Here is a 25273-nt window from a genome sequence, read left to right as displayed (position 1 = left end):
AAATACATTTTTGGAAGCTTATACATCAATTCTTATTCTCTTTTTATCGTATTAATGTGTTGCTGGTTCTAGACCTTCTTCTGCACCATGTGTAAGTCTCTTTAAAGGCTTAATAATTAAGAAGACCAATAAACCAAATAGCACACAAAAGATAGCAATGCCCGCAAAAATAGTAAGCTCGCCAGCTTCTGCAGATGCTTCTGATAAAATACCAGCAACTTTATTTCCTAAACCAGTAGCTGCAAAGTAAGCACCCATCATAAAAGCTACATACCTTTCTGGCGATAGCTTGGTGATGAAAGAAAGTGCAACCGGAGATGCACAAAGCTCGCCAATGGTATGAAATAAATAAGCTAGAATTAACCAGTGCATAGCAGATTTACCAACTTCTTGATATTCTAAAGCGGCAGCTGTCATAAACAAAAAGCCCGACCCCATGATGATCACTCCAACGGCCATTTTAAAAATAGAAGAGGCTTCTTTACCTGCTTTAGCCCATTTTATCCAAAAAGTACCCACTAGGGTAGCAAAAAGTAAAATAAAAATAGCATTCACACTTTGGAACCAAGATGCCGGAACTTCAGGTAAGAAACTTAAACCTATCATACGGTTGGTTTTTTGGTCGGCATAAACATTCATTAAACCGCCTGCTTGTTCAAAAGCTCCCCAAAAAACAATAATGATTAAAAAAGATAGAAAAACAACTTTCATCCTATCTTTTTCTATGGCATTACACTCGTTATACATCACCATAGCAACCCCTACGGCAAAGCTTAAGCCCATAATTAACAAGCCATATTGCCAGCTAGAAGTTGCAAAAACAACTAATCCTAAAGCTAAAACTGCTAGGGTTGAGAACAGAGAGTTTTTCTTTTTAAAGATGTCTAGAAACAAATTTTGTTGAGGCTCGCCAGAGGTTTTCTCTACCACAGCTAAATCCCCAACATGAGTTAAATATTTTTGTCCGTATAGGTACACCATTTGGCCTAAAGCCATACCCACACCTGCCATCCCAAAGCCATAATGCCAGCCATAAGTTTCGCCAACATAACCAACGGCTAAAGCAGAAATAGCAGCACCAAGATTTATCCCCATATAAAAAATATAGAAACCCATATCTTTTCTTCTATCGCCATTGGCATATAAACCGCCTACCATAGTAGAAATATTAGGTTTTAAGCATCCTACACCGGCAACAATTAATATTAAGCCTGTATAAAAAGCCCACATTTGCTCAATAGCTAAAATACCATGCCCCGCAACCAATAACCAACCGCCTAGCATTACCGATTTCTTTTGACCTAAATATTTATCAGCTATAATACCACCTGGGATAGAGGCCACATAAACAAACATGGTATACCAACCGTAAAGTGCATAAGCCTCGCCTTCTGTCCATCCTAAACCTGCATTTAAATCGCTTGTTTTAGCTACTAGATAAAGTACCAAAATGGCTCTCATACCATAATAACTGAAGCGTTCCCACATTTCTGTAAGAAACAAGATATATAGCCCTATGGGATGGCCAAATAATTCTTTTTGCTTTTCCATTCAATCGTTTTGTTAGTGTGTTTTTGAAAGATATTGAATTTAGCTGGATTTTATAAATATTAAAAGCCGATTATTTTACCCCATGCATTAATTTTTTCAATAATGGTGTTAGTAAAATAATAAATACCCCTAAAGCAACTGGAATAATAGTAAAGATTAAAAAGAAGGCCGACATAGAGTAGTTAGCCGTAATCTGGTCTATCATCCCTCCCATGGTACCTGCTATTTTATTACCTATAGCAATAGCTAAATACCAAATACCAAACATAATGGCTATCATCCTACCCGGTACTAGTTTACTTACGTAAGATAAACCTACTGGAGATATACAAAGCTCGCCCATGGTATGGAAAAAGTATGCCAACACTAACCAAATCATACTAACTGCTGCTGTTTGTGCCCCTTGTGGAATATCACTTGCACCATAAGCTAAAACTGCAAAACCGGTTCCTAATAACATCATCCCTACACCGTTTTTAACCGTTGCAGGCGGGTTATACTTACTTTCCCAAACTTTAGAAACCAAAGGTGCACAACTGATGATGAATAAAGAGTTTAAAACGCCAAACCAAGTTGCCGGAACTTCAGATTTCACATCGCTATACTGCTGAGATAACATGTAAATAACAATTACCCAAACGATGATAAAACCTATAGCCAAGATGATATTTCCTAAAGCAAATCTTTTAAAAGTATTAGCGAAAAGCTTAAATAAAACATAGGAAATGATGATTAAAGGCACTACTGTTATAAGGGTATTGGCAATATTAAAAATCAGTTTATAATCGCCTGTTAAAACACGGGCAGTATAATCACTAGCGAAAATGGTCATAGAGCCACCAGCCTGCTCAAAAGAAGCCCAAAAGAAAATAGTGATGAAAGCTAAGATGATCACTGCAATCATTTTATCTTTTAAAATAGGTGTGTATTGCGAAATTCTTTTGATTAAGATGAATAAGAATAATACCAAAGCGGTGATAATCATGAAATTGCTACCGCTTAAACCCACAAACTCAAAATTAAAAGCATTTAAACTGGTGATTTTTGATACCGGATCATTAATAACCCACGTTAGGCCGATGATAGATATCAAGCCTATAATCGCTAAATCAAACTTAGAGAATGGATTCAGTTTTTCATCATCATTTACCGCTGCACCAGCTATATTTGAGGCCTCTTCTTTTATCGGCTTTAAGCCAATATCACCAAAAATATTTTGTGTAAAGTAAAATTGCAGCATACCTATCAGCATAAAAATTCCGGCTAAACCGAAACCATAGCTCCAACCCCAATCCGGACTTTCGCCTATATAACCGCATAAAAGCATCCCTAAAAAGGCTCCAGAATTTACACCCATATAGAAAATGGTATAAGCACCATCTTTCTTTTCAGGATAATTTTTATACATCTGTGCGATGATAGAAGTCATGTTAGGTTTAAAAAAACCGTTACCAAACACCAATAAAGCTAAACCCAGATACATAAAAATTGGATCTACCTCTATCGCCATAGACAAATGGCCTAAAGTCATTAGTAAAGCGCCAACAACTACAGCCCAGCGATAACCAATAATTCTATCGGCAATATAACCACCTAAAATGGGTGTGAGGTAAGCAAAAGAAGTGTAAGAACCATAAATGGCCAAAGCATGTTCACGTGGCCAGCCCCAACCTGGGTTATCACCCATGATAGACGAGGTTAGAAACAGTACCAATAAGGCTCGCATTCCGTAATAAGAAAAGCGTTCCCACATTTCGGTAAAAAAGAGTACAAAAAGCCCTGCCGGATGCCCTAAAACTTTAGATTTAAAAAAATCTTCTTCTGAAGATTGAAGATGCGTACTAGCCATAAATATCTAAGGATAATTTGAAAATTATTATCTCAATTTTTTTGTCACATTGAGCGGAGTCGAAATGTTTACTGACTTACCCAAAAAAGGCTTCGACTCCGCTCAGCCTGACAATATAGTTGCTTTGAGACAACCTCTACTATTTCAATATTAATTAATTGCTATGTAATTGTATAACTTGTATTCTTGAGAAACGAAAATATTACAAATTTGACTTACTTCTGCTGATTAACAGGTGGAGCCAATTTTGTAGGGTCTATAAACAGTTCATCACTAATATCAGGGCTGTTTTGCAGTTTTACATTTTCCTGCAATTGCCATTTACCATTTTTAAAACGGTAAGCATCGTAACTTAAATCGGGCCCATACATAGAGGCTATGCCAGAGGCCTCTTCATTTGGTGCTGCCAAATGGTCTAAAACAATCAATTTATCGTCTTTTACGTAACGTAATAGCATAGAAACGCTACTGCTATAATCAAATACTTTACGGTTTAAAAAGAGTTTACTTTTTGCATCATCCTGTAAAACAGGCTTTCCAAAAACAGCATCTTTTCCACTGAAAGATAGTATCTCTATTACTTTAGATGAAGTGGTTAAAGATTTACCCTTCCATCCTAACAAAATATAATAAGGGTCTTTGATGCCTAAAACCGGTATAATTTGATAATAAACTGCCCCGTACCATTGCTTATTAGATAAAATCAGACTGTTATCAAGTATTTCAGAAGTGTTATCTGTTAGCGGGATAAGTTCTAACTGATTAGGATTATTCAATTGTATAGCGCCATAATACCTAAAAGAACCATCATCTAACATCAAAAACCAAGTGAAGAGTTTAAACTTTTTATCATCAGCAGTCTTCACTGTGATGTAGGTGGATAGACTATCAAATGGATAAGCAAAAGAATTTTTCTCTTTTAAAGCACTGATTAAAGTTCTTACAAATTGGTAATTCGCTTTGATGCGATTTTGCTCTAGCGAATCGTTAGTCATCACTTCTCCTAACTTTTGAAGGCTAAGCTCGTAACTCTGCATCGTTTCTGGCTTAAGCTGAGCAAAAAGGCTATGAAACCCTAAAAATAAGACAGTTAAAATACTGTAAAACTTCATTTATGTATGATTTTGAATAACTATAGCACTAGCACCACCACCGCCGTTGCAAATACCAGCAACACCATAACGAGCATTATTTTGTTTTAATATATGGATAAGCGTTACCAAGATACGAGCACCCGACGCCCCCAGTGGATGCCCCAAAGATACTGCCCCACCTTTAATATTTACTTTATTTTCTGCTAAACTTAAAGCCTGATTATTTGCTAAAGCCACCACAGAAAAAGCTTCGTTAATTTCAAAATAATCAATATCTGATATTTTTAAGCTTGCCTTTTGCAATGCTAAAGGAATTGCTTTTGCCGGAGCTGTAGTAAACCATTCTGGACTTTGCTGCGCATCTGCAAAAGAAACAATCTGGGCTAAAGGCGTTAAACCTAATGCTAATGCTTTTTCTTTGCTCATTAAAATAAGGGCTGCTGCACCATCATTTAAGGTAGAGGCATTGGCAGCTGTAACGGTACCATCTTTTTTAAATACTGGTTTTAGGTTAGGGATTTTATCAAAAAATACTTGAGAAATTTCTTCATCTGTAGCTATAGCTATTTCATTCCCTTTTTTATCTGTTAGCCTTATCGGGATGATTTCATCTGCAAACAAACCATCAGCAGTGGCTTGTTGAGACCTTTTATAAGATTGTATGGCATAAGCATCCTGCTCTTCCCTACTGATGTTACATTCGCTAGCGCAAAGTTCTGCTGCGTTACCCATGTGGTAATTGTTATAAACATCCCACAAACCATCTTTTACCAAACCATCTGTCAACTGGCCATGCCCCAGTCGATAACCATTTCTTGCTTTATCTAAGTAATACGGCACATTACTCATGCTCTCCATACCGCCTGCCACAACAATATCTTTATCTCCTGAGGCTATGGCTTGTGCAGCTAACATCACCGCTTTCATACCCGATGCACATACTTTATTGATAGTAGTTGCCGGAATATCAGGCAAGCCTGCGAATTTTGCCGCTTGTGTAGCCGGTGCTTGCCCAATATTGGCAGAAAGCACATTACCCATATAAACTTCTTCTACCTTATTGGCCTCTAAACCTATCTGGTCTAAAGCGCCTTTAATGGCAAAACCACCTAACTGGGTAGCGGTAAAGCTTGCTAAACTCCCTCCGAAACTTCCTATAGGCGTTCTTACTGCCGAAACAATGACTACTTCTCTCATGCTTAAAAATTGGTTGAAGCAATTTAGTGATATTATTGTTGATTTTGAATGATGTGTGGAGAATTAGAGAGATAATGAAGTTAAAGGTATGAAGTCTAAATCTCATACCCTAAGTGTGGATGTATTAAAGCTAAATCAGCATATCAAACTTAATTTCTTAAACCCTTTATATCTGAACTAAAATAAGCCTTTTAGAGACTCGCTTTTTTTACAAACAATAAAACAACAAAAAAAATGTGCCTCGCTTATATCAGATTTAAATAACGCTTCTTTACTTAATAAAATGATTTTATATAACTATTTTGTGAGTTGTGCAACAGTTACGCCTGTTAGCAGTAGTTTTTCTATACTTTAATTTCAGGTGCATCTTCAAATGTCAGTCCTTTTATGTTATTTTTTTCAAGTTCGTCTTTAAGTCTTTTTGTTACGTAAGTTGAGTTCGCAAACGGCAAAAAGACAAACAAGTCAAGTGTTTTGTCGAACAGATTATTAACATATATTTCGTCAAGTTTAACCCCAAACATTGCTTTTTTGTCTTGAGACTTTAATTCCTTGTAGTGGTCGTAGGAATTAATTCGGATAATGTCAACTCGTGAAGTCCACTTTGTTTCATAGAATACAGACTTGTCATAGTCGAGTAGTCTTGATAAGTCTGGGTCACAAGGATGAAAATAATTGAACGGTATTTCTTCTCCGGTTTTCGGAATAATTATCTTGGCGTCATAAAACTTATGCTTCATTAAATTAAATTTGGACAAAGTTTCTTTCATTTTGTCATTCATTAATAGACCAAAACCAGAAATAGCTGCATTAGATAAGACATCTGTAAGTTTCGCTGTCTTGTTTAACTCAAATTCAAGTTTTGGAACAAAAGACGGAAATTCCCATGCACTTAATTGATGAGCGTAAATCTGTGTCAGACAATGAAGTTGAGGAAAGTCTCGCCCTATTTCCTTGCCAGTCGAATATGTCATTCTAAAATATTCCATTGTCTCTTGTCAGGATTGTGTGTTTTAAAATTACTGCTAACGTCAAACTGTCTAAAAACCATCTATAACTTTTCCACAGGCTCTTAATAAGTAAAGTACTTTTTCTATGGTGTTTTTGGTATTTTGTAATATGAAATTCATCACAGGAATAGATAGAAACCAAACCGAGTTTTTTTGCTTAGAGCAAGCTATATCAAGAGATCATGAAGTTCGTTTGATAGACTTGTTTGTAAACACGATAAAGATGTCTGATTATGGATTTGCTATGGATTTTACAGATAACGGTCGTCCTGCGTACGATCCGGCAGATTTACTAAAGCTTTTTATTTATGGTTATCTTAATAGAACTCGCTCTTCCAGGCAATTGGAAAAAGAATGTCGCCGTAATATAGAGGTGATGTGGTTGATGAAAGGTTTGGTACCAGACCATAATACGATTTCTAATTTCAGGAAAGACAATCCTAAAGCCATTCGCAAAGTGTTTTCGGCAACGGTAGCATTAGCAAAAAACTTTGAACTGATAGGAGGAAAGTTGTTGGCAGGCGACAGCACTAAACTGCGAGCACAAAACTCTAAGAAGAACAATTTCAATCCTTCAAAAATAGAAAGGCATATCGCTTACATTGATGATAAGCTAGAGCAGTATCACACATTGCTAGCTCAAGAAGATGGAGATAGTATGAGTACAGATAAAAAAGGACTGACCTATAAAATAGCAAAACACCATAAGCAAAGGAATAAATACTTGGGCTTTAAAAAAGCGCTTGAAGAAAGCGGAGAAGTACAGATTTCAACCTCAGACCCAGACAGTCGGCAGTTGATTACCCGAAACAATATTACAGAGGTTGCTTATAATGTACAGGCAACAGTTGATAGCAAATATCATCTAGCGATAGATTTTAAAGTAACCAATCAGAATGATAGTAAAGCCATGGGAAATATGGTACGCAGAGCAAAAGCCATATTGGGAAAGCGAGATTTTACCATGCTTTACGATAAAGGCTACCATACAGGAACAGAGTTTGCTTATGCCGATAAACAAGGGATTGAAGTTATGGTAGCTATACCAGAGGTAGCCTCGCATGCTCCGGATATAGCATTTGATGTTGCCAACTTTACTTATGATAAAGGGCAGGATGTATATACGTGTCCAGCAGGAGCGACCTTAAGCAGTAATGGCCGATGGTACTTAAAGAAGCATGGAAAAACCACCAACAGGATGAAGCATTATAAAACTGCTTCCTGTAAAGCATGTGCAATGTTTGAGAGCTGCACCAAGAACAAAGCAGGCAGATTGATAGAGCGAACTGAACATGCAGAGGTGATTGAAGCCAATAAACAACGAATCGAGCTTAACAAAGAAATTTACCGGAAGCGGCAGGCAATAGTAGAGCATCCCTTCGGGATCATCAAAAGGCAGTGGGATTTCTATTATATCATGACAAAGAAAACCATTAACCACGCATCAGCTGATGTAGGGCTTATCTTTACCGCCTTTAACCTGCGAAGGATATTCAATATTATTGATAAAAACCTACTGAAAGAGTACCTCAAAGTACTTGTCTTGATTTTGCTGCTACAGAAGGCTTATTTTAAGCACTTATCAGCAACAATTATTTCTTATAGCATGAAAGCAAAAGTGAAAACTACAGATTTTTTAATGCGCTATAATCGCTTATATTTAACTCCTGATAAGCTCGACTTTAACCTATTTTAGGTTTTTAGACGGACTGACGTTTCGCGGCTACAAGAAGTTGGCGATTTAGAAGCACAAAACTGTCTGCTAGCACTGAACTTGATACGAAGCACAAAGCTTCTTTTAACCACTGAACCACCAATTTCTTGTAGGTGCTGTTATAGGGCGCTTTTTCTTTCATTTGTTTCTGTTGTCCTCCGTCACACGAAACCGAAATTCTCTATCAATTTCATTTCCCTTGTCGTCAATTTGTGTAATGTAATTAGCTTTTGATTTTATTAGGTCAATGCTGTCTTTTTGATAATAACTTTCAGTTCTTATAACAAGTTTGTTCGTCTTTATGCAATTGTCAATATTTGATTTGTCAATTGTAATAATGCTGTCTTTCAACTTGTATGTCCCATAAAAGTAACTCTGTCCAAGTCCGCTTCCGTTTGCCATTACGTAATTTCCGTCTGTCTTAAAGTCTACTGAGAAACCATTAAAACCACCGTCATAAAAACCGCTAATTAAAGTCGGTGCATTTGTCTTGCTGTCTTGGTAATAGAATAAGCCAATGTTTGTCAGGATAAATAAAAGTCCAATAAAGCTAGGTAAATAGCTTGTCAGTTTTTGTGTAGTCTTAAACTCTTTTCTGTCTTTACGAATTGTCCAAATAAAGATTAGAAGACCAATGAAAGCAATTACTATCAAAATAATTCCGTCAAGAAAGAAGTCGTCTTGAGATGTCTGATACAATTTGTATGTGAACCAAGTCCCGAAAATTGTCAGCGGAATAATTCTTAATATTTTGTAGTCTCGTGTCAATTGTGTCGTCTTTTAAAATGCCCTATAACGTTTTGCGGCTTTGCGAAGAAGCGGATTTCGGAGCTCAAAACTTTCAACATAGCACAAAAGTTGATGCGAGGTAGAATGTTCAATGACCACTTCACCCGCTTTTTTGCAAAACCGCTGTTAGCGGGTCGTTGTTCTAGTTTATTTGTTTTTCGCAATTCTAAATCCAAGGTCGTCAATTTTAAATTTTAATGGGTGACTTCTTCTGCGTGTCGTTGCCATTACACTCCTTTCTATGTCACAAAATCCGCCACCACGAAAAATGCGGTAAGAACCATAAACTTCTGTGTCGTATAGGTCAGAACACCATTCCCACACGTTTCCCAACATATCATAAAGTCCCCACGCATTTGGTGTCTTTTGTCCAACGTTATGGGTTTTATTTTCCGAATTGTCTTTGTACCAAGCAATGTCATTAAGTTCTCCATATCTTATTCCTGTTGTGCCTGCTTTACAAGCATATTCCCATTCTGCTTCTGTAGGCAAACGAAAACCGTTCGCTGTTTTTTCAAAGATTATTTCTTCGTTTTTATCTTGGATTAAATAGCAAGGTGTCAAGTTAAATTGAGCAGAGATTTTATTGCAAAAAATTACTGCTTCTTTAAAAGTTATGGTTTCTACAGGAAGTAAATCTCCTTTAAAAGTGCTTGGATTTTCATTGGTTATTTCAAAATATATGTCTTGCGTAATAGGAAACTTGTAAAGCAAAAAAGGTTCAATTTCTACAGCCCATTTTTCTTTTGTTCTGTCATCACGTAATTCAATCCTTCCTTTCGGTATTTCAACCATTTGGACGAGAATATTTGAAGTCATCTTTATGCTGTTCAAATTCATTAGGCTGAAAGTATTTTTAATGCTTCTGTTGTTGAATTAATAAAGTTGATATGTCTGCCTTTGTTGCTTTCATATATGAAGTCAGTTAAACTTTTGCTTGTGTATTTAGAGAAGTCGCCAACTATAGCCAAGCGAACTCGATATGTCGAGAATTTTTGAAGAATTTCTCCTGCAATTCCGGTTTTTAGGTCAAAAAAGTTTGGTGTAATATTTTTTTCATTTAGAACAATTCTGTCAAAGCCTTGATAGTATAAGTTTCCTAATAAGTCCAACCCATCTTGAGATGTGGTAATGATTGTCTCGTCCGAAGTTATTTCGGCTATTTTTATGTCGTTTATATTGTGAGTTTCAATCTTCATTTTTCGTTTTACTTTTCCTTGTCGGTGTCCTTTACAATGACCGCTGTTAGCGGGTCGTTGTTCTTTTTTCTCGTCATTCTCTTCAATTTATCTTGTAGTGTCCAAGTTGAATTAGTCCATTTAAGTTGTCATACTCAACCCAACTTTCTTTAATTTTTCCTTCTGTCACACGAAAGAAGCAATTGAAGTCTGCTGTTAGTTTTTTACCAGTTGGTGGAAAGTTTATGAGTTGTCCTAATTGTGTTCCCGAAAAATTTATTCTGGCAGCAACAAAGTCGCCTTCTTCAATTGCAAAAATTATTGTTTCTTGTAAATCGGGGAATGTTTCTAACTCTGCCTGATGAAATTTAACTAACTCAATATTTGTTTTTATCTGCTTTGGTTCAGATGAACTATGTCTTACGAAATCATTATCAACTAAAGTCAGAACCTTATCCCAATCTTTTTGATTTGTTGCATTGATAAAGTCCGAAACTATTTCTTTGTTACTTTTCATTTGCAGAATACTATTAATCTTTTCTATTCGTCATTGAGTGAATTAATGCCTTGTTCTTTTAGCTTTTTAAGGTGTTCTTTCATTGTCTTTACTTGTTCGGCTGGGTGTCCTTGCCAAACGGTTACTTCTCCAATAACTCTGAATGGCTTAGTTGAACGGTACGATTGTGTTGGATTTCCGGGAAATTTCTTGTCGGTCAAGTCCGGGTCATTTTCAATTTCTCCTGTTGGTTCTACTAAATAAATTCTTTCTCGTCCGTCACCAAATGCAAGTTCAGCTCCCCAAATTGCAGCGTCTAATGTCCTTGTCAAGAAGATGTATTTGACATTTTTCTGTTGTCCGTAGTTAGAGTTGAAACCAACTTCAATTAAGTCGCCAACTTTTAGGTCTGCCTTTGTTCCGTGAAAGTATGTCTGAGCGAAAGGTGTTGCTCCTTGTCCGCTTGTTGAAATTGATTTATTATCGTTATTCTCCATTGTCAAAAGTTTATTTGTTCGGACTGGTCGGTCTTTACAATGCCCGCTAACTTATTTATATGTATAGTTTTACTTCCGTAATACACCCAAAACTGGTTGTATTACGGAAGTTTTGTTTGTTCTTTATATAAAGAATAACTTATGAAATAGCTTAAAAACAATTATCTCTAATATCCAATTCCACAGGCATTTTCATATTTAGATTTTAATTCTAAGTAAGTAAATTTTTATTGAAAGTCAAAAATTAAAAATGTTTCAATACAAAACAATCACTTGCTTTATATTGAAACAATACTTATATTTATCCCGCTAAACAGCGAATCATAAACTGATATGAACATACAATTGTCACAAAAGCAAATAGGTCAGAGGATAACCGAACTTCGTAAAATGAAAGGGTTGTCTCAGGAAGATTTGGCTAAAAGTGTCAAAATTTCCCGACCGTCTTTGGCTCAAATTGAGTTAGGAAATAGAAGTGTTGATATACTCGAATTGCAAAAACTATCATTGGTTTTAGGGTTTTCATTAGACGATTTTATGTCTAAGGATTTTTCTACAAGTATAGATGTTGATGTAAAAGAAGAAAAAAAGGTAAAGAAAGAACAAGAGCGTATCTCAGTACCAACCTTACAAGTCAATAAATTTAAAAATGTATTGTTATACATCCTTGAACGCTGTGCAGGTAAGCCAAATGTTGGCGAAACGGTTCTTTATAAATTACTCTATTTCTCGGACTTCAACTACTATGAATTGTATGAAGAACATTTAACAGGCGCAAAATATCGCAAGTTACCTTATGGGCCAGTTCCGCAAAAATTAGATATAATCATTGGTCAAATGATTGAAAAAGGTCAGTTGCAAAGAATAAAAACCGAATATCACGGTTATCCTCAAACTCGCTATCTACCTTTAGAAAAAGCAGATTTAACTGAATTAAAGGCAAGTGAAAAAGAAATCATTGACAGGGTAATAGAACAGATGAGTGATTGGTCTGCTGCAATGCTTAGTAACTATTCTCACGGTGATAAACCTTGGAAAGCATCAAAAGATGGTGAGGAAATAAATTATGAATTGGCTTTTTACAGAAGGCCACCTTATTCAATTAGAGTTTATGAAGATGATGAACCATATTGAATTTGATGAACTTTCAGAGTTTAAAAAGGATTTGAAGAATCTTTTAAAAAAATACAGAACACTCAAAGAAGACTTGGAAGTAGTTAAATTGGATTTGAATGACGAACCGGGAGAAAGTCCTCCTTTTAGTTATCGTATTGACAATTTGGGCTTAAAAACATGTATCATAAAGGTTAAGAAAATTGCTTGCAAAGCATTAAAAGGAAGAGGAGTAAATTCAGGTTTGAGATTAATTTATGCTCACTTTCCTGAAGAACAAAAAATTACCTTTATTGAATTGTACCATAAGAATGACAAGGAAAATGAAGACAAAAAAAGAATAACAGATAATTTCAAATAGGTAAATAATGGCAAAAGGTAAAAATCAATATGTTGTGCCAACCAAAGATGGCTGGGGCGTAAAAGGTCAAAGAAACTAGAAGTTGACTGTAAAAACCGACACTAAAGTAGATGCTTTGAAAATTGGAAAAAAGATTGCAAAAAATCAACAATCTGAATTAACCATTCTGGGTAAAGATGGTAAAATTCAAAATAAAAATAGTTACGGAAATGACCCATTTCCGCCAAAGGATAATAAACATTAAGCTATATACAATGAGCTTTTCATATTTCCACCCCTTTTTGTTTTAAATACCTTCTATATTTATTATGTTTGTTTAACCTTTTCTACAGCAACCTATATCATCAAGAAAATTTATTAACACAAGTCCACGTATAGCCCACCTATACCCCACCTTTTATCCACGTTTTATCCATACTTCCTTCGGTGCTTCTCCAAGACTTCTTCGTAACACCTTCGGAAAAATGGGGCTATTTCCCGAACAAGTCTCGAACATGGTACGGAGAAGGTCTATGTAAAATTGAGTGAAAATTCAAAAGGAAAAATTAAAAAAACAGAAAAGTCATCATATAGAACTGGAAACTGTTAACCAACAACCGATAACTGATTCAATCATTCTCTCATTCAAAAATCAATCAATCAAAAAAGTTGAAGGCAAAAAGCTAAAGGCGGAAAGCTTCAATCAATTATTCTCTGATTCAAAATTCAAAAGGAAAAATTAAAAATTAAAAAATAAGAAACTAATCAAAATCTATCAATCTCTCATTCAAAAATCAATCAATCAAAAAAGTTGAAGGCAAAAAGCTAAAGGCGGAAAGCTTCAATCAATTATTCTCTGATTCAAAATTCAAAAGGAAAAATTAAAAAAACAGAAAAGTCATCACCCAGAACTGATAACTCACAACTGGCAACTGACAACTGATTCAATCATTCTCTCATTCAAAAATCAATTAATAACACTAACCACCCAGAACTGGAAACCGGCAACTAACAAACCAACCACCTAACAAACTAACAAACCAACCACCTAACAAACTAACCAACCAACCAACCACCTACATATTTACATCCTCCTGACTACACGCATTCTGCTCATCAAAAAATAAAAAATTATCTTTGCAGCCAGAAATAATTAAAAATGAGTAAACACGGAAGAATATTAGTAGCCATGAGTGGTGGTGTGGATAGTTCTGTTGCCGCAGTAATGCTACATGAACAAGGGTATGAGGTGATTGGCTTAACCATGAAAACATGGGACTATGCTTCTTCTGGGGCTAATTCTAAGGAAACCGGCTGTTGCAGCTTAGATTCTATCAATGATGCCCGCTCTTTAGCCGTAGGATATGGATTTCCGCATTATATTTTAGATATCAGAAACGAGTTTGGCGATTTCGTGATTGATAATTTTGTGGATGAATACCTGGCTGGCCGTACACCAAACCCTTGTGTACTTTGCAATACACATATCAAATGGGAAGCTTTACTTAAAAGAGCCAATAAACTAGATTGCGAATTTATTGCCACAGGACATTATGCTAATATCCGTCTGCAAGACAATGGCAGGTATGTTATTTCTAAAGGTAAAGACGAAAACAAAGACCAGTCTTATGTTTTATGGGGCGTTTCTCAAGAAAATTTAGCTCGTACTAAATTCCCGCTTGGTTCTTTTACCAAAGCAGAAATTAGACAAATGGCTTTAGATATGGGCCAAGAGGAATTAGCAAAAAAAGGCGAAAGCTACGAGATTTGCTTTGTTCCGGATAACGATTACAGAGCCTTTTTAAAACACCGTGTACCAGCACTAGAGCAAGAAGTAGATGGTGGCGATTTTGTTTTAACCAATGGCACCAAAGTGGGTAAACACAAAGGCTATCCTTTTTACACCATAGGGCAAAGAAAAGGTTTGGGCGTTGCTTTTGGTAAACCTATGTACGTTACCCAAATTTTACCAGAAAGTAATACTGTTGTTTTAGGCGAGGAAGAAGAACTACAAAAAACAGAAGCCAGCGTAAGAAATTTAAACTTGGTGAAATATGCTGCTATTCCAGAGCCATTAGAAGCCATTACCAAAATCAGATATAAAGATGCTGGTACTTTTAGTCATATCCACCAAGAAGGTAATATCATGAAAGTAAACTTCCACCATGCTGTTTCTGGTATTGCACCGGGGCAATCGGCAGTTTTTTATGAAGGTAATGATTTGCTAGGCGGTGGTTTTTTAATGTAAATCTATTAAATTAGATGCATGAAAAAATTAGGCTATGCAGTTTTAACATTTATGGTAATGCTTGTTTTAAGTTGCACCAAAGAAAAAAATGCCGCTCCTAAATCTTTTCAGTACGAGTATTACCCCCTAGCTAAAACTAAAGTTTGGGTTTATGATGTAGATTCTACCCACTATAATAACTTCAACAACTCGGTAACCAACTTCCAGTTTCAAATTAAAGATTCTATTGCCGATTTTTTTATTGGCCTTAGTGGAGATACTATTTTTAGGGTAGAGCGCTACAAAAAACAAAATAACAGCAATACTTGGGTTTTCCAGAAAAGCATAGCCAGAAGCAAAAGCATTAGAGCGGCAGAAGAAACCTTAGATAACCAAACTTTTGTGAGACTTATTTTCCCACCAGAATTTGGAGCACAATGGAACGGCAATAGCCGAAATAATATAGGCGAACAAAGCTATACCATTACAGATTTTGAAGTAGCAAAAGAAGTAAATGGAACAAGCTACCCTAGCACCCTTACCGTTACGCAAATAGACGAAAACAACCTCATCAGAGAAGAATTTGCTACAGAAACCTATGCTAAAGAAATAGGTTTGATAAACAAAGAGGTAAAAGCTATTGACAAAAATATTTCTAACGGAAGAATCACAAACGGCTTTGTATATTCTTTTAAGTTAAGAGCCAACAATTAATAAAAAATCCTGTTTCACTAAATAAATAATATGTTTTTAATCCCTTTTTTTTGGGATAAAAAATATATTATCCTTTATTTGCGGTAAAATCAATTTTTAATGGCGAAAAACTTACTGATTGTAGAGTCTCCGGCGAAAGCCAAAACTATAGAAGGATATTTAGGCAAAGACTTTCTGGTGAAATCCAGTTATGGTCATATCCGTGATTTGAAGAAAGATGATGGAGCGATTGAAGTTGATAACGATTTTAAACAGCACTATGAAATTCCTGCCGATAAAAAACAGGTGGTAGCCGAGCTGAAGAAGTTAGCAAAAGAAGCAGAAATGATTTGGCTAGCATCCGATGAGGACCGCGAGGGAGAAGCTATTGCCTGGCATCTGTATGATTCATTGGGTTTAAAAGAAAGCAACACCAAACGTATTGTTTTTCATGAGATTACCAAACCAGCTATTTTAAAAGCCATTGAAAACCCAAGAACAATTGATTATAATTTAGTAAATGCCCAACAAGCCAGACGTGTTTTAGACCGTTTAGTTGGTTTTGAGCTTTCGCCAGTACTTTGGAAAAAGGTAAAGCCTTCCCTTTCGGCTGGCAGGGTACAATCTGTTGCGGTAAGATTAATTGTTGATAGAGAAAGAGAAATCAACCATTTTACGGCAGAATCTGCTTATAAGATTATTGCTATTTTATCTACAGGTAAAGCAAAAGAGATTTTTAGGGCAGAACTGCCACAGCGTTATGCCAATAAAGAGGAGGCTGAGCAGTTTTTAAAAGATTGTATTGGAGCTAGTTTTAAAGTTAGTTCTTTAGATACCAAGCCAACCAAAAGAAATCCGGCTCCGCCATTTACCACCTCTACCCTACAGCAAGAGGCAAGCAGAAAGCTAGGTTTTTCGGTTTCAAGAACCATGACAGTGGCTCAGAAACTATATGAAACCGGAAAAATTACTTACATGAGAACCGATTCTGTTAACCTTTCTGATACAGCTATTGAAGCTGCTGAAAGAGAAATTAACAGCGCATACGGCAATAAATACCATCATAAAAGAACGTTTAAAACAAAATCTGCAGGGGCGCAAGAAGCTCACGAAGCTATCAGGCCTACTCATTTTGAATGGCATAGTATTGATGGTGATGCTAGTGAAAAACGTTTGTATGAATTGATTTGGAAAAGGGCCATTGCTTCTCAAATGAGTGAAGCTCAGTTTGAAAAAACTACAGCTAAAATCAATATCTCATCAAGAAAAGAAGATTTAACCGCTAACGGCGAGGTAATGAAATTCGACGGTTTCTTAAAAGTATACCTAGAATCTGAAGACGAAGAAAGTGATGCACATTTAGAAGATGATAATAATGCTATTTTACCTCCTTTAAGTGTTAACCAAAGCTTAGAATTGGTAGAAATGAATGCTACGGAGCGTTTCAGCAGACCACCAGCAAGATATACCGAGGCTTCTTTGGTAAAAAAATTAGAAGAATTGGGTATTGGCAGACCATCTACTTACGCACCAACCATTTCTACCATACAAAACCGTGGATATGTGGTGAGGGAAGACCGTGAAGGAAAAAACAGAAATTATGGCGTTTACACGCTTAAAAACAATCAGATTGTAAATACAACTAAATCTGAAGTTACCGGAACAGAAAAAGGGAAGCTTTTCCCTACAGATATTGGCGCTGTTGTGAACGACTTTTTAGTAGAGCACTTTAAAGATATTGTAGATTTTAACTTCACAGCATCTGTAGAAAAACAATTTGATGAAATTGCTAACGGCTTGCAAGAGTGGACAAAAATGCTTCACAGCTTTTATCAGCCATTTCATAATGAAGTAGAAGATACCTTAAAAAATGCTGATAGAGCTAGCGGAGAACGCCTATTAGGGGTAGACCCCGCATCAGGTAAAAACGTTTATACCCGTATTGGAAAGTTTGGCCCAATGGTGCAAATAGGCGAAGCAGAGGATGAAGAAAAGCCTCGTTACGCTAGTTTATTAAAAGCACAATCTGTAGAAACTCTTACTTTAAAAGATGCCTTAGAACTCTTTAAACTACCTTTTTCTTTAGAAGACTATGAAGGTAAAGAAGTTTCGGTAGGTGTTGGCAGGTTTGGACCGTATGTTAAATGGGGTGAAACTTTTATCTCCTTACCTAAAAACGAAGATCCGTTAACGGTAAACCAAGAAAGAGCTATTGCCATTATTCAGGAAAAATTACATACCGATGCTCCGGTAGCGCAGTATAGAAATATGCCGGTTACCAAAGGTAAAGGCAGATTTGGGCCATTTATTAAATGGAACGATTTATATATCAACATCCCGGTAAGGTATAATTTTGACAATTTAAGTCAGCAAGATATTGAAGAGCTGATTAGTGCTAAAATAGAGAAAGAAGCTAACCGTTATATCCAACAATGGGAAAGCGAGAAAATTGCTATTGAAAATGGCCGTTGGGGACCGTTTATCCGCTTTGGAAAACAAATGTTAAAGCTTGGAAAAAATGCAGCCACCAACCAGAAATTTACTCCAGAAGATTTAGCAGCTATCTCTCTAGAAGATGTTAAAAAGCTCATTACCGAGCAAATACCTGATGCTTTTGAGCCAAAAACAAAGAAAGCTACCAAAAAAGCTCCTGCAAAGAAAGCAGTAGCGAAAAAAAAGTAATATGAAAAAAGACTTACCAGAAAATCTGGTTGAAGATATTTTTATTGCAGTAGTGCTAGAAAATGAAACTCCTCATGCAAAATCATGGGGAGTTTACTTGATTAACCTCAAAGAAACGGCTATAGAAACCGTTTTAGTAACTTCTAAAGGTTACGGAGAGCGTAATGGTGAAGAGGTTAAAACTTCTGTTTTGAGGCATATGATTCCTACCGTAGAAGCCAAAAGCTTTGCTAAAATTGAAATGATAGACGAACAAGTTTTTGGATTAAGTAACGAATATTGGCTGTCTTACTACATAGGACGAGATATTTACGACAAGAAATTCATTTTCTTACCAGAAAGTATCGTAGAATCTAACTTCATCAAAATCCCACTGGTAAATATGCCAGGAGTGATGATTGGTGTTTAAAAACCTTCATTTTTTCTAATATCCTCTTCTTAAAAAATAACAATTAAGCTTAATAGATTAACTATTGAGCTTAATTGTCTTAACCAAATTTCTTGTTATTTGCAGTATCAATGATGAATTGATGACATCGGCTAAACCGATACTCTCTCCTCTTTATTTAATTGGCTACATCCCGGTTTAGTTCTTAACCCGGGATTTTTTTATTTTAGTAAAAATCGATAAACAACTATAAAACCTATGTTAGCTCAATTAGATTTACAAAGCCTTCTAGTTTTAGATATAGAAACGGTTCCTCAGTACCCAAACTTTCATGAATTACCAGAAAACCTACAATTACTATGGGATAAAAAGACCCAGTATCAGCGTAAGCAAGACGAAAGTCCGGCCGAGTTTTATCCAAGAGCCGGTATTTGGGCCGAGTTTGGTAAAATCATTTGTATTTCTGTAGGAGTTTTTAAATCTGATACTCAGTTACGAGTTAAATCTTTTTGTTGTGATGATGAAGTGGAAATACTAAAAGATTTCATTAACCTCTTAAATAATCAGCCTAGCAACTTAATCCTTTGTGCTCATAATGGTAAAGAATTCGATTTTCCTTATTTATGTAGAAGAATGCTCATAAATGGACTATCTATTCCCGCCCAACTTCAAATTGCAGGAAAGAAACCTTGGGAAATTAATCATTTAGACACCCTAGAACTATGGAAGTTTGGAGATTATAAGAACTATACATCTTTGGCTCTTTTAGCTGCTATTTTTGATATTCCTACACCTAAAGACGATATAGATGGCAGTATGGTTGGTGATGTTTATTGGAACGAGAAAAACTTAGAAAGGATAAGTACTTATTGCCAAAAGGACGTGATTACAACTGCTCGTTTAATTCAAAAATTTAAAGGTATAGAAATGGTAAAAGACGAGCACATCACTATTGTAGTATAGAATTTTAAATTGCTAGCCTATTAAGGTTTAGAAATTCGGAAAAATTTATAACCTTTAGGCAGAAAAATCATTATGGCATTAAATTACGTTTGGATAGCATTCTTCCTGATTTCTTTTGTGGTTGCTTGTATAAAGCTTTTTTTCTTTGGCGATACCACCATTTTCACCAATGTGATGAACGGAATGTTTGAGAGTGCAAAAACCGGCGGAGAAATATCTTTAGGCCTCATAGGTATCATGACATTTTGGTTGGGTATCATGAAAATTGGGGAAAAAGCAGGTATGATAACTTTATTTGCTAAAGGAGTAAATCCTTTCTTTAGCAAATTATTTCCTGGTGTACCTAAAAATCATCCGGCTAACGGCTCTATCATCATGAATTTTTCTGCTAATATGCTCGGCTTAGACAATGCGGCCACACCAGTAGGCCTTAAAGCCATGCAAGAACTTCAGGAAATTAATCCAGATAAAAATACAGCTACTAATGCCCAAATCATGTTTTTGGTATTAAATACAGCCGGTATTACTTTAATTCCTACTTCTGTTATTGCTTTAAGATTGGCCAATGGCGCTGCTAACCCCGCAGATATTTTTATCCCTTCTTTAATAGGAACTTTTATATCCTTCATTTCTGGGATGATTGCTGTTGCTATTTATCAAAAAATAAACCTTTTTAAACTGCCTGTATTATTGTTTCTAGGCTTTTTTGCAGGTTTAATGGCTGCTTTATATTTTGGTTTAAACGGTTTACCACCTAAAGAGATAGAAAGTATTACGGGCTTAATTGGTGGTTTGTTGATTTTCTCTATCATCATGCTGTTTATTGGTTATGGAGCAATTAAAAAAATTAATGTTTACGATGCTTTTATAGATGGTGCCAAAGAGGGTTTTTCTACTGCCGTGATGATTATCCCATTTTTGATTGCCATATTAGTAGCCATTAGTGCTTTTAGAAATACAGGCTGTATGGATTATTTGGTAAATGGAATAGGAAGCTTAGTTGCACTTGCAGGCTTAGATACTTCTTTTGTACCTGCCTTGCCTGTGGGTTTAATGAAAACTTTGAGTGGTGGCGGTGCTAGAGGTTTAATGGTTGATGTGATGACCACTTACGGAGCTGATTCTTTCCAAGGAAGATTAGCAAGTATCATACAAGGCTCATCAGAAACTACTTTTTATGTTTTAGCGGTATATTTTGGTTCGGTTGGAATAAAAAACACCAGACATGCACTTACTTGTGGTTTAATTGCCGATTTAGTAGGTTTAATTGCCGCTATATTTTTAGCTTATATATTTTTCGGATAACAACAAACAAACATATAATGAAGAAACGTATCGCTCTTATTGCACATGATGGAAGAAAAGCTGAAATGGTGGCTTTTGTAAAAGATTTTAAAGAAGTTTTAGCACAAATGGACTTAGTTGCTACAGGTACAACCGGCGGGCATATAGAAAGAACTGGTCTTAATGTAACTAAAAAATTAAGCGGACCTAATGGTGGCGATGCTCAAATTGCAGCTATGGCTGCTGAAGGCGAACTTGATTGTATTTTATTCTTTAGAGACCCGCTAGGTAAGCACCCACATGAACCAGATGTACAAATGCTTTTAAGAATTTGTGATGTACATAATGTACCATTAGCCACTAATCCTGCAACAGCAAAATTTTTGCTTTTAGGTATTCAGTAAGCGTGTAAAACCAATTTTATTCTTTTGCAAAAGCTTTGGAACAGTAATTGCAAACCTTGGTATACATCAAACATAAAATACCATGGAAACAATTGCAATGACAACTGAGATTCTGAATGATTTAGTACAAATCAATAACGACAGAATTGTGGGCTATGAAAGAGCCATCAAAGAATTAAAAGACGAAGATGCAGATTTAAAAGTTTTATTTGCCGATATGATTAGAGAAAGTCATCGTTATAAAATGGCTTTAGCTACAGAATTAAGCGTACTAGGAGCAGATATTGAAAGTGACACCACTACAAGTGGCAAAATTTACAGAGCTTGGATGGACGTTAAAGCTGCTTTTACTGGGCATGATAGGAAATCTATTTTAGCGAGTTGTGAGTTTGGTGAAGACGCTGCCCAAAAAGCTTATGAAACTGCCATCAACGAAGAGGATTTACCTAGTCACATCATGACGATGATTTCTGAACAAAAACAATCTCTAAGATTATCTCATGATCAAATTAAGGCTTTAAGAAATCAGCAAATTGATTAAGGATTTGCTGATTAAAAGAAAGAGGTTGTCTCAAAAATCTTATTTATCAAATTGACCAGAGTTGAAATATTCTCTGATATACTCAGAAAAGGCTTCGACTCTGCCCAGCCTGACACAAATTGGTAATTTGAGACAGCCTCTCTTGTTTTTAATCTATTTCAAAAACAATTCTATAACTGGGATTTCTGTATTTGGAGCTTGTACCGGTAATTCTAGAATAACATCATTTTCGCTTACCGTTTCTGTTGTATGGCCTCCTGGTTTTATATCTTGCTTAAACTTAATTTCAGAACCATCATTTAGCAACTGCGCATAAGAGAACTTATCTTTAAAATTCTTAAGATGTAAAGATTTGAAAGGCCACTGCAATACATGAATGTATAAACGTTTAGTTTTCTCATTATAAGTTAATAAACAATTGGCAGGCTTCTCAAAAGTTTCTGGTGCTTGTGTACAACCATAAATAGCTCTGTTATTATATTTCATCCACTTACCTATTCCTTCCAGGCGCTCATCTGCTCTATCATCAAATACTCCTCTGGCTGTAGGACCTACATTTAGCAATAAATTACCGCCTTTACTAACTGTCTCGATAAGCATCGCAATAAGCTGTCTATTTGATTTCCATGAATATTCATCTCTAAAATAACCCCATGAACCAGAAAAGGTCTGACAAGTTTCCCATGGTACTTGTACACCGTTTACCGTTGGCCATTTGGCTGGCATAAACTGCTCTGGTGTTTTATAGTCGTAACCCGAAGGCATATCATTTAAGTCTAACCTATCATTAACAATAATTTGCGGTTGTAACTTTCTAGTTAATGCTAATAATGCTTGTGAGTCCCAATCATCCTTTCCTTTTCCATTAGGACCAGGGTAAGAGTAATCATAAAATATCAAATCTATTTTACCGTAATTGGTTAAAAGCTCTGTTACTTGATTTTTTAGATACTGTTGGTATTTTTTGATATCTCTCGTTTGATTAAGCTCTTCTATATTTTTTGCTTGGCTTAGAGGGTGAATCCTGTCAATAGGAAAATCCGGATGATGCCAATCTATCAAAGAATAATAAAAACCTACTTTTAAACCTTGCGAGCGTAACTCCTCAACAAAAGGCTTTAACAAATCTTTAGCAATAGGTGTGTTGGTAGCTTTATAATCGGTAAATTTTGAATCCCAAAGACAAAACCCTTCGTGGTGTTTGGTAGTGATAACCACGTATTTCATTCCGGCTTCTTTTGCCTTTTTTACCCATTCCTTTGGGTCATACATATCAGGATTAAAAACTTCGAAATATTTCCTGTATTGTTGCGCATCCATTTTTTCACGACTCTGCACCCACTCATGTCTGGCTGCTGATGCATATAAACCCCAATGAATAAACATCCCAAAGCGGGCATTAGTCCACCATTTTAAGCGTTCTTCTTTTGCTAGTGATGTTTCTGTTGCAGTAACTGCTTTAGAAGATTGGGCTTGAAGTGCCCCTACATTAAGGCAGCATAAAAAAACTGCAAATAGGCAGTAATTGGTAAAATTTCTTTTCATTATTTAAAATTGGTTTGGTGTAGTTTTATAATTGGATATTAAAACTTATCTAATTTAAAATAATTTTTGTTAATGATAAGGGGTTTAAAAATTAACTATGATAAAGTTTACTATATCCATAAATTAGCTTCATATTTAGTAAGTATCTTATAAATAAAAGGCTAAAGCAAGATTAAATATCATCGTGAAAACAAGGAGTTTTTACTTCGAAATCATTTTAATCCCTTAAAGTTCAATAGCTTCTAAAAAAAGGTAAAAATCATTTGCATGGTATAGCTTAGAACGCTATCTTTGCACAACTTTCGAGAAAACGGTAAAACGAATAAGAAAGTATGATTCCGTAGCTCAGCTGGTAGAGCATTACACTTTTAATGTAGTGGTCCTGGGTTCGAATCCCAGCGGGATCACCAAAAAAATACACAAGCCTCAGCAAGTGAGGCTTTTTTTATCAAATCAAGAAACTGATTCCGTAGCTCAGCTGGTAGAGCATTACACTTTTAATGTAGTGGTCCTGGGTTCGAATCCCAGCGGGATCACCAAAATTAAAGCTTCTCTTATAGGGAAGCTTTTTTGGTTTATAGGCGGTTTATCATCCCTATCAAAATCACTTACAATTTCCTTCTTTTAAACCCTTAGCAGCCTCAATCTTAAATAATAAAACAAGCCTAAGCCAGCAAAAAGTACAGATATTATAAAAAGTAAATCCTGATAATAAGGAATAACAACTGCGTAAAGACCTAAAAAAGGCTGTAAAAAAAGTAGAAATACGTAAGCAAAGCTCAAGAGCAGATAAAACCTATTGAGTAATTCTGTCTGTATAGTTTTTAAGATTAATTGATGAAAGAGCACCGGAGTTATACATCCTAAAGTTATAAGGTGTAAATAACCAATAATTAAGTTTCTTTGAGACGCTACCCAAGAGGAAACCTCTGGCAAACAAATGATCACTTGAAAAAGTACTTTGAGAGATATCGCCAACACTACAAAATTGATGGAATAAGGTAATTTAGCTGTTCTTTTACGCAGCTTAAATAGCATAACAAACCAACTTATAGCATGCAATAAGGCGCTTAAAAAAGCGATGATATAAACATACTGAAGGGGCTTTGCCCATAATGTAAAAATGAAAAACAAAGGCAACGTAGAGCCTATAAATAACTTTAACCAGGTAGAAATGGGCTGATGGTTTTGATCTTTCAAAAACTCAAGAGCAATTAATCCTAATGCGGCTAACAACATCCAACCGTTAAGCTGAAAGTGCAAATAAAAATAGATAGCGTTTTGATAAACAACTCCGCTATAGCCTAATGCTTTTAAAAAACCTAAAGCAAAAGGACCAACAGAAGATAATATCAAGAACCAAATACTAGCTTTAATTAATTGTTTTGATACCAGCTGACCCATTTGCCGCAGCCGCCCTAATACCACATAAGCAAACCAATAAGTAACAAATAAGAATAAGGTAGACAAAATGATAGAAATAAGCTTATAGCCTTGTATGGAGAAACTAACAAGCATCCCGTAAGAAGAAAGAATAGTTAAAAGTGCTATCCAAGAAAAAGATTTTTGATGCTGTACAGGTAGTTTATTGGCGAAGATTAAAACAAAAGCTAGAAAAACCCATCCAGCGAAAGCGAAATGAGAATGTGCATGTAAAATATTCATGTAGTTTAGCTGGGGTATAGAGAAACTAATCATGTACCTCAGAACGACACCAA

At 35.8% G+C, this 25273-nt stretch carries 24 protein-coding genes and 2 tRNA genes; 14 read left to right on the top strand and 12 right to left on the bottom strand.

Annotated features, from left to right (window positions below; all coding sequences use genetic code 11):
- Window positions 1–51: 51 nt before the first annotated feature.
- From GJJ64_RS14880 to GJJ64_RS14860, 5 genes are all read right to left on the bottom strand, one after another.
- Window positions 52–1551 carry a peptide MFS transporter gene (locus tag GJJ64_RS14880; RefSeq protein ID WP_154288549.1) on the bottom strand — a complete coding sequence of 500 codons (1500 nt, stop codon included), beginning with the start codon at window positions 1549–1551 and terminating at the stop codon, window positions 52–54.
- A 70-nt stretch (window positions 1552–1621) separates the two neighbouring features.
- Window positions 1622–3400 carry a peptide MFS transporter gene (locus GJJ64_RS14875; RefSeq protein ID WP_154288548.1) on the bottom strand — a complete coding sequence of 593 codons (1779 nt, stop codon included), beginning with the start codon at window positions 3398–3400 and terminating at the stop codon, window positions 1622–1624.
- A 215-nt stretch (window positions 3401–3615) separates the two neighbouring features.
- Window positions 3616–4512 (bottom strand): hypothetical protein, encoded by an 897-nt coding sequence (locus GJJ64_RS14870; RefSeq protein WP_154288547.1) that lies wholly within the window; start codon window positions 4510–4512, stop codon window positions 3616–3618.
- Window positions 4513–5691 (bottom strand): acetyl-CoA C-acyltransferase, encoded by a 1179-nt coding sequence (locus tag GJJ64_RS14865; protein ID WP_154288546.1) that lies wholly within the window; start codon window positions 5689–5691, stop codon window positions 4513–4515. It lies immediately after the preceding gene.
- Between the two features lie 344 nt (window positions 5692–6035).
- Window positions 6036–6680 (bottom strand): hypothetical protein, encoded by a 645-nt coding sequence (locus GJJ64_RS14860; RefSeq protein WP_154288545.1) that lies wholly within the window; start codon window positions 6678–6680, stop codon window positions 6036–6038.
- A 130-nt stretch (window positions 6681–6810) separates the two neighbouring features.
- On the opposite strand from GJJ64_RS14860, the gene GJJ64_RS14855 reads away from it, so the two are divergent.
- Window positions 6811–8397, top strand: a complete 1587-nt coding sequence (locus GJJ64_RS14855; protein ID WP_229655555.1) for an IS1182 family transposase — start codon at window positions 6811–6813, stop codon at window positions 8395–8397.
- 156 nt (window positions 8398–8553) lie between these two features.
- On the opposite strand, the gene GJJ64_RS14850 is transcribed toward GJJ64_RS14855, so the two are convergent.
- The 5 genes from GJJ64_RS14850 to arr all read right to left on the bottom strand — a co-directional run bounded on the left by GJJ64_RS14850 (window position 8554) and on the right by arr (window position 11375).
- Window positions 8554–9183, bottom strand: coding sequence for a hypothetical protein (locus GJJ64_RS14850; RefSeq protein WP_154288544.1), 630 nt, complete (start codon window positions 9181–9183; stop codon window positions 8554–8556).
- Window positions 9184–9351: 168 nt separating this feature from the next.
- A complete protein-coding gene (locus GJJ64_RS14845) occupies window positions 9352–10044 on the bottom strand; it encodes a formylglycine-generating enzyme family protein (RefSeq protein ID WP_154288543.1) in 693 nt (230 codons plus the stop codon).
- Entirely contained in the window at window positions 10044–10403 is a 360-nt protein-coding gene (locus GJJ64_RS14840; protein ID WP_149912884.1) for a DUF4180 domain-containing protein, read from the bottom strand. Before GJJ64_RS14840 ends, GJJ64_RS14845 begins: the two co-directional genes overlap by 1 nt.
- Window positions 10404–10485: 82 nt before the next feature.
- Window positions 10486–10899 (bottom strand): ester cyclase, encoded by a 414-nt coding sequence (locus tag GJJ64_RS14835; RefSeq protein ID WP_154288542.1) that lies wholly within the window; start codon window positions 10897–10899, stop codon window positions 10486–10488.
- A 23-nt stretch (window positions 10900–10922) separates the two neighbouring features.
- Window positions 10923–11375, bottom strand: coding sequence for an NAD(+)--rifampin ADP-ribosyltransferase (gene arr, locus GJJ64_RS14830; RefSeq protein ID WP_154288541.1), 453 nt, complete (start codon window positions 11373–11375; stop codon window positions 10923–10925).
- Between the two features lie 333 nt (window positions 11376–11708).
- Between arr and GJJ64_RS14825 the strand changes: the two genes are divergently transcribed.
- The 11 genes from GJJ64_RS14825 (at window position 11709) to GJJ64_RS14775 (ending at window position 22010) form a co-directional block, all read left to right on the top strand.
- A complete protein-coding gene (locus tag GJJ64_RS14825; protein ID WP_154288540.1) occupies window positions 11709–12509 on the top strand; it encodes a type II toxin-antitoxin system antitoxin SocA domain-containing protein in 801 nt (266 codons plus the stop codon).
- Window positions 12493–12849, top strand: a complete 357-nt coding sequence (locus GJJ64_RS14820) for a hypothetical protein (protein ID WP_149074539.1) — start codon at window positions 12493–12495, stop codon at window positions 12847–12849. The genes GJJ64_RS14825 and GJJ64_RS14820 overlap by 17 nt, the downstream gene beginning before the upstream one ends.
- An 82-nt stretch (window positions 12850–12931) precedes the next feature.
- Window positions 12932–13093: a DUF2188 domain-containing protein gene (locus tag GJJ64_RS14815; protein WP_229655554.1), complete on the top strand. Its 162-nt coding sequence runs from the start codon at window positions 12932–12934 to the stop codon at window positions 13091–13093.
- Window positions 13094–13987: 894 nt separating this feature from the next.
- Window positions 13988–15076: a tRNA 2-thiouridine(34) synthase MnmA gene (mnmA, locus tag GJJ64_RS14810; RefSeq protein ID WP_154288539.1), complete on the top strand. Its 1089-nt coding sequence runs from the start codon at window positions 13988–13990 to the stop codon at window positions 15074–15076.
- Window positions 15077–15094: 18 nt separating this feature from the next.
- Window positions 15095–15769: a hypothetical protein gene (locus GJJ64_RS14805; protein ID WP_154288538.1), complete on the top strand. Its 675-nt coding sequence runs from the start codon at window positions 15095–15097 to the stop codon at window positions 15767–15769.
- Window positions 15770–15868: 99 nt separating this feature from the next.
- Entirely contained in the window at window positions 15869–18430 is a 2562-nt protein-coding gene (gene topA / locus GJJ64_RS14800) for a type I DNA topoisomerase (protein WP_154288537.1), read from the top strand.
- 1 nt (window position 18431) lies between these two features.
- Complete coding sequence (locus GJJ64_RS14795; protein WP_154288536.1) at window positions 18432–18839, top strand: hypothetical protein; 408 nt, start codon at window positions 18432–18434, stop codon at window positions 18837–18839.
- A gap of 237 nt (window positions 18840–19076) precedes the next feature.
- Window positions 19077–19781 (top strand): 3'-5' exonuclease, encoded by a 705-nt coding sequence (locus GJJ64_RS14790; protein ID WP_154288535.1) that lies wholly within the window; start codon window positions 19077–19079, stop codon window positions 19779–19781.
- Between the two features lie 72 nt (window positions 19782–19853).
- Window positions 19854–21086 carry a nucleoside recognition domain-containing protein gene (locus tag GJJ64_RS14785; RefSeq protein WP_154288534.1) on the top strand — a complete coding sequence of 411 codons (1233 nt, stop codon included), beginning with the start codon at window positions 19854–19856 and terminating at the stop codon, window positions 21084–21086.
- Between the two features lie 17 nt (window positions 21087–21103).
- A complete protein-coding gene (locus tag GJJ64_RS14780) occupies window positions 21104–21469 on the top strand; it encodes a methylglyoxal synthase (protein ID WP_154288533.1) in 366 nt (121 codons plus the stop codon).
- A gap of 82 nt (window positions 21470–21551) precedes the next feature.
- Window positions 21552–22010, top strand: coding sequence for a PA2169 family four-helix-bundle protein (locus GJJ64_RS14775; RefSeq protein ID WP_154288532.1), 459 nt, complete (start codon window positions 21552–21554; stop codon window positions 22008–22010).
- A 153-nt stretch (window positions 22011–22163) separates the two neighbouring features.
- Here the strand turns inward: GJJ64_RS14775 and GJJ64_RS14770 are convergent, their stop codons facing one another.
- Window positions 22164–23555 (bottom strand): alpha-L-fucosidase, encoded by a 1392-nt coding sequence (locus tag GJJ64_RS14770; RefSeq protein ID WP_154288531.1) that lies wholly within the window; start codon window positions 23553–23555, stop codon window positions 22164–22166.
- Between the two features lie 334 nt (window positions 23556–23889).
- Between GJJ64_RS14770 and GJJ64_RS14765 the strand changes: the two genes are divergently transcribed.
- Both GJJ64_RS14765 and GJJ64_RS14760 read left to right on the top strand, forming a co-directional pair.
- Window positions 23890–23965, top strand: a tRNA-Lys gene (locus GJJ64_RS14765).
- A gap of 53 nt (window positions 23966–24018) precedes the next feature.
- Window positions 24019–24094, top strand: a tRNA-Lys gene (locus GJJ64_RS14760).
- 85 nt (window positions 24095–24179) lie between these two features.
- On the opposite strand, the gene GJJ64_RS14755 is transcribed toward GJJ64_RS14760, so the two are convergent.
- Entirely contained in the window at window positions 24180–25220 is a 1041-nt protein-coding gene (locus GJJ64_RS14755) for a hypothetical protein (protein ID WP_154288530.1), read from the bottom strand.
- Window positions 25221–25273 lie beyond the last annotated feature (53 nt).

Source organism: Pedobacter puniceum, from assembly GCF_009674685.1.
GTDB lineage: Bacteria > Bacteroidota > Bacteroidia > Sphingobacteriales > Sphingobacteriaceae > Pseudopedobacter > Pseudopedobacter puniceum.
This window is presented reverse-complemented; position numbering and strand designations above follow the sequence as displayed.

Coding starts and splice junctions, on each gene's coding strand:
- GJJ64_RS14880 (WP_154288549.1), bottom strand. CDS start 1,551: ATGGAAAAGCAAAAAGAATTATTTGGCCATCCCATAGGGCTATATATC.
- GJJ64_RS14875 (WP_154288548.1), bottom strand. CDS start 3,400: ATGGCTAGTACGCATCTTCAATCTTCAGAAGAAGATTTTTTTAAATCT.
- GJJ64_RS14870 (WP_154288547.1), bottom strand. CDS start 4,512: ATGAAGTTTTACAGTATTTTAACTGTCTTATTTTTAGGGTTTCATAGC.
- GJJ64_RS14865 (WP_154288546.1), bottom strand. CDS start 5,691: ATGAGAGAAGTAGTCATTGTTTCGGCAGTAAGAACGCCTATAGGAAGT.
- GJJ64_RS14860 (WP_154288545.1), bottom strand. CDS start 6,680: ATGGAATATTTTAGAATGACATATTCGACTGGCAAGGAAATAGGGCGA.
- GJJ64_RS14855 (WP_229655555.1), top strand. CDS start 6,811: ATGAAATTCATCACAGGAATAGATAGAAACCAAACCGAGTTTTTTTGC.
- GJJ64_RS14845 (WP_154288543.1), bottom strand. CDS start 10,044: ATGAATTTGAACAGCATAAAGATGACTTCAAATATTCTCGTCCAAATG.
- GJJ64_RS14840 (WP_149912884.1), bottom strand. CDS start 10,403: ATGAAGATTGAAACTCACAATATAAACGACATAAAAATAGCCGAAATA.
- GJJ64_RS14835 (WP_154288542.1), bottom strand. CDS start 10,899: ATGAAAAGTAACAAAGAAATAGTTTCGGACTTTATCAATGCAACAAAT.
- arr (WP_154288541.1), bottom strand. CDS start 11,375: ATGGAGAATAACGATAATAAATCAATTTCAACAAGCGGACAAGGAGCA.
- GJJ64_RS14825 (WP_154288540.1), top strand. CDS start 11,709: ATGAACATACAATTGTCACAAAAGCAAATAGGTCAGAGGATAACCGAA.
- GJJ64_RS14820 (WP_149074539.1), top strand. CDS start 12,493: ATGATGAACCATATTGAATTTGATGAACTTTCAGAGTTTAAAAAGGAT.
- mnmA (WP_154288539.1), top strand. CDS start 13,988: ATGAGTAAACACGGAAGAATATTAGTAGCCATGAGTGGTGGTGTGGAT.
- GJJ64_RS14805 (WP_154288538.1), top strand. CDS start 15,095: ATGAAAAAATTAGGCTATGCAGTTTTAACATTTATGGTAATGCTTGTT.
- topA (WP_154288537.1), top strand. CDS start 15,869: ATGGCGAAAAACTTACTGATTGTAGAGTCTCCGGCGAAAGCCAAAACT.
- GJJ64_RS14795 (WP_154288536.1), top strand. CDS start 18,432: ATGAAAAAAGACTTACCAGAAAATCTGGTTGAAGATATTTTTATTGCA.
- GJJ64_RS14790 (WP_154288535.1), top strand. CDS start 19,077: ATGTTAGCTCAATTAGATTTACAAAGCCTTCTAGTTTTAGATATAGAA.
- GJJ64_RS14785 (WP_154288534.1), top strand. CDS start 19,854: ATGGCATTAAATTACGTTTGGATAGCATTCTTCCTGATTTCTTTTGTG.
- GJJ64_RS14780 (WP_154288533.1), top strand. CDS start 21,104: ATGAAGAAACGTATCGCTCTTATTGCACATGATGGAAGAAAAGCTGAA.
- GJJ64_RS14775 (WP_154288532.1), top strand. CDS start 21,552: ATGGAAACAATTGCAATGACAACTGAGATTCTGAATGATTTAGTACAA.
- GJJ64_RS14770 (WP_154288531.1), bottom strand. CDS start 23,555: ATGAAAAGAAATTTTACCAATTACTGCCTATTTGCAGTTTTTTTATGC.
- GJJ64_RS14755 (WP_154288530.1), bottom strand. CDS start 25,220: ATGAATATTTTACATGCACATTCTCATTTCGCTTTCGCTGGATGGGTT.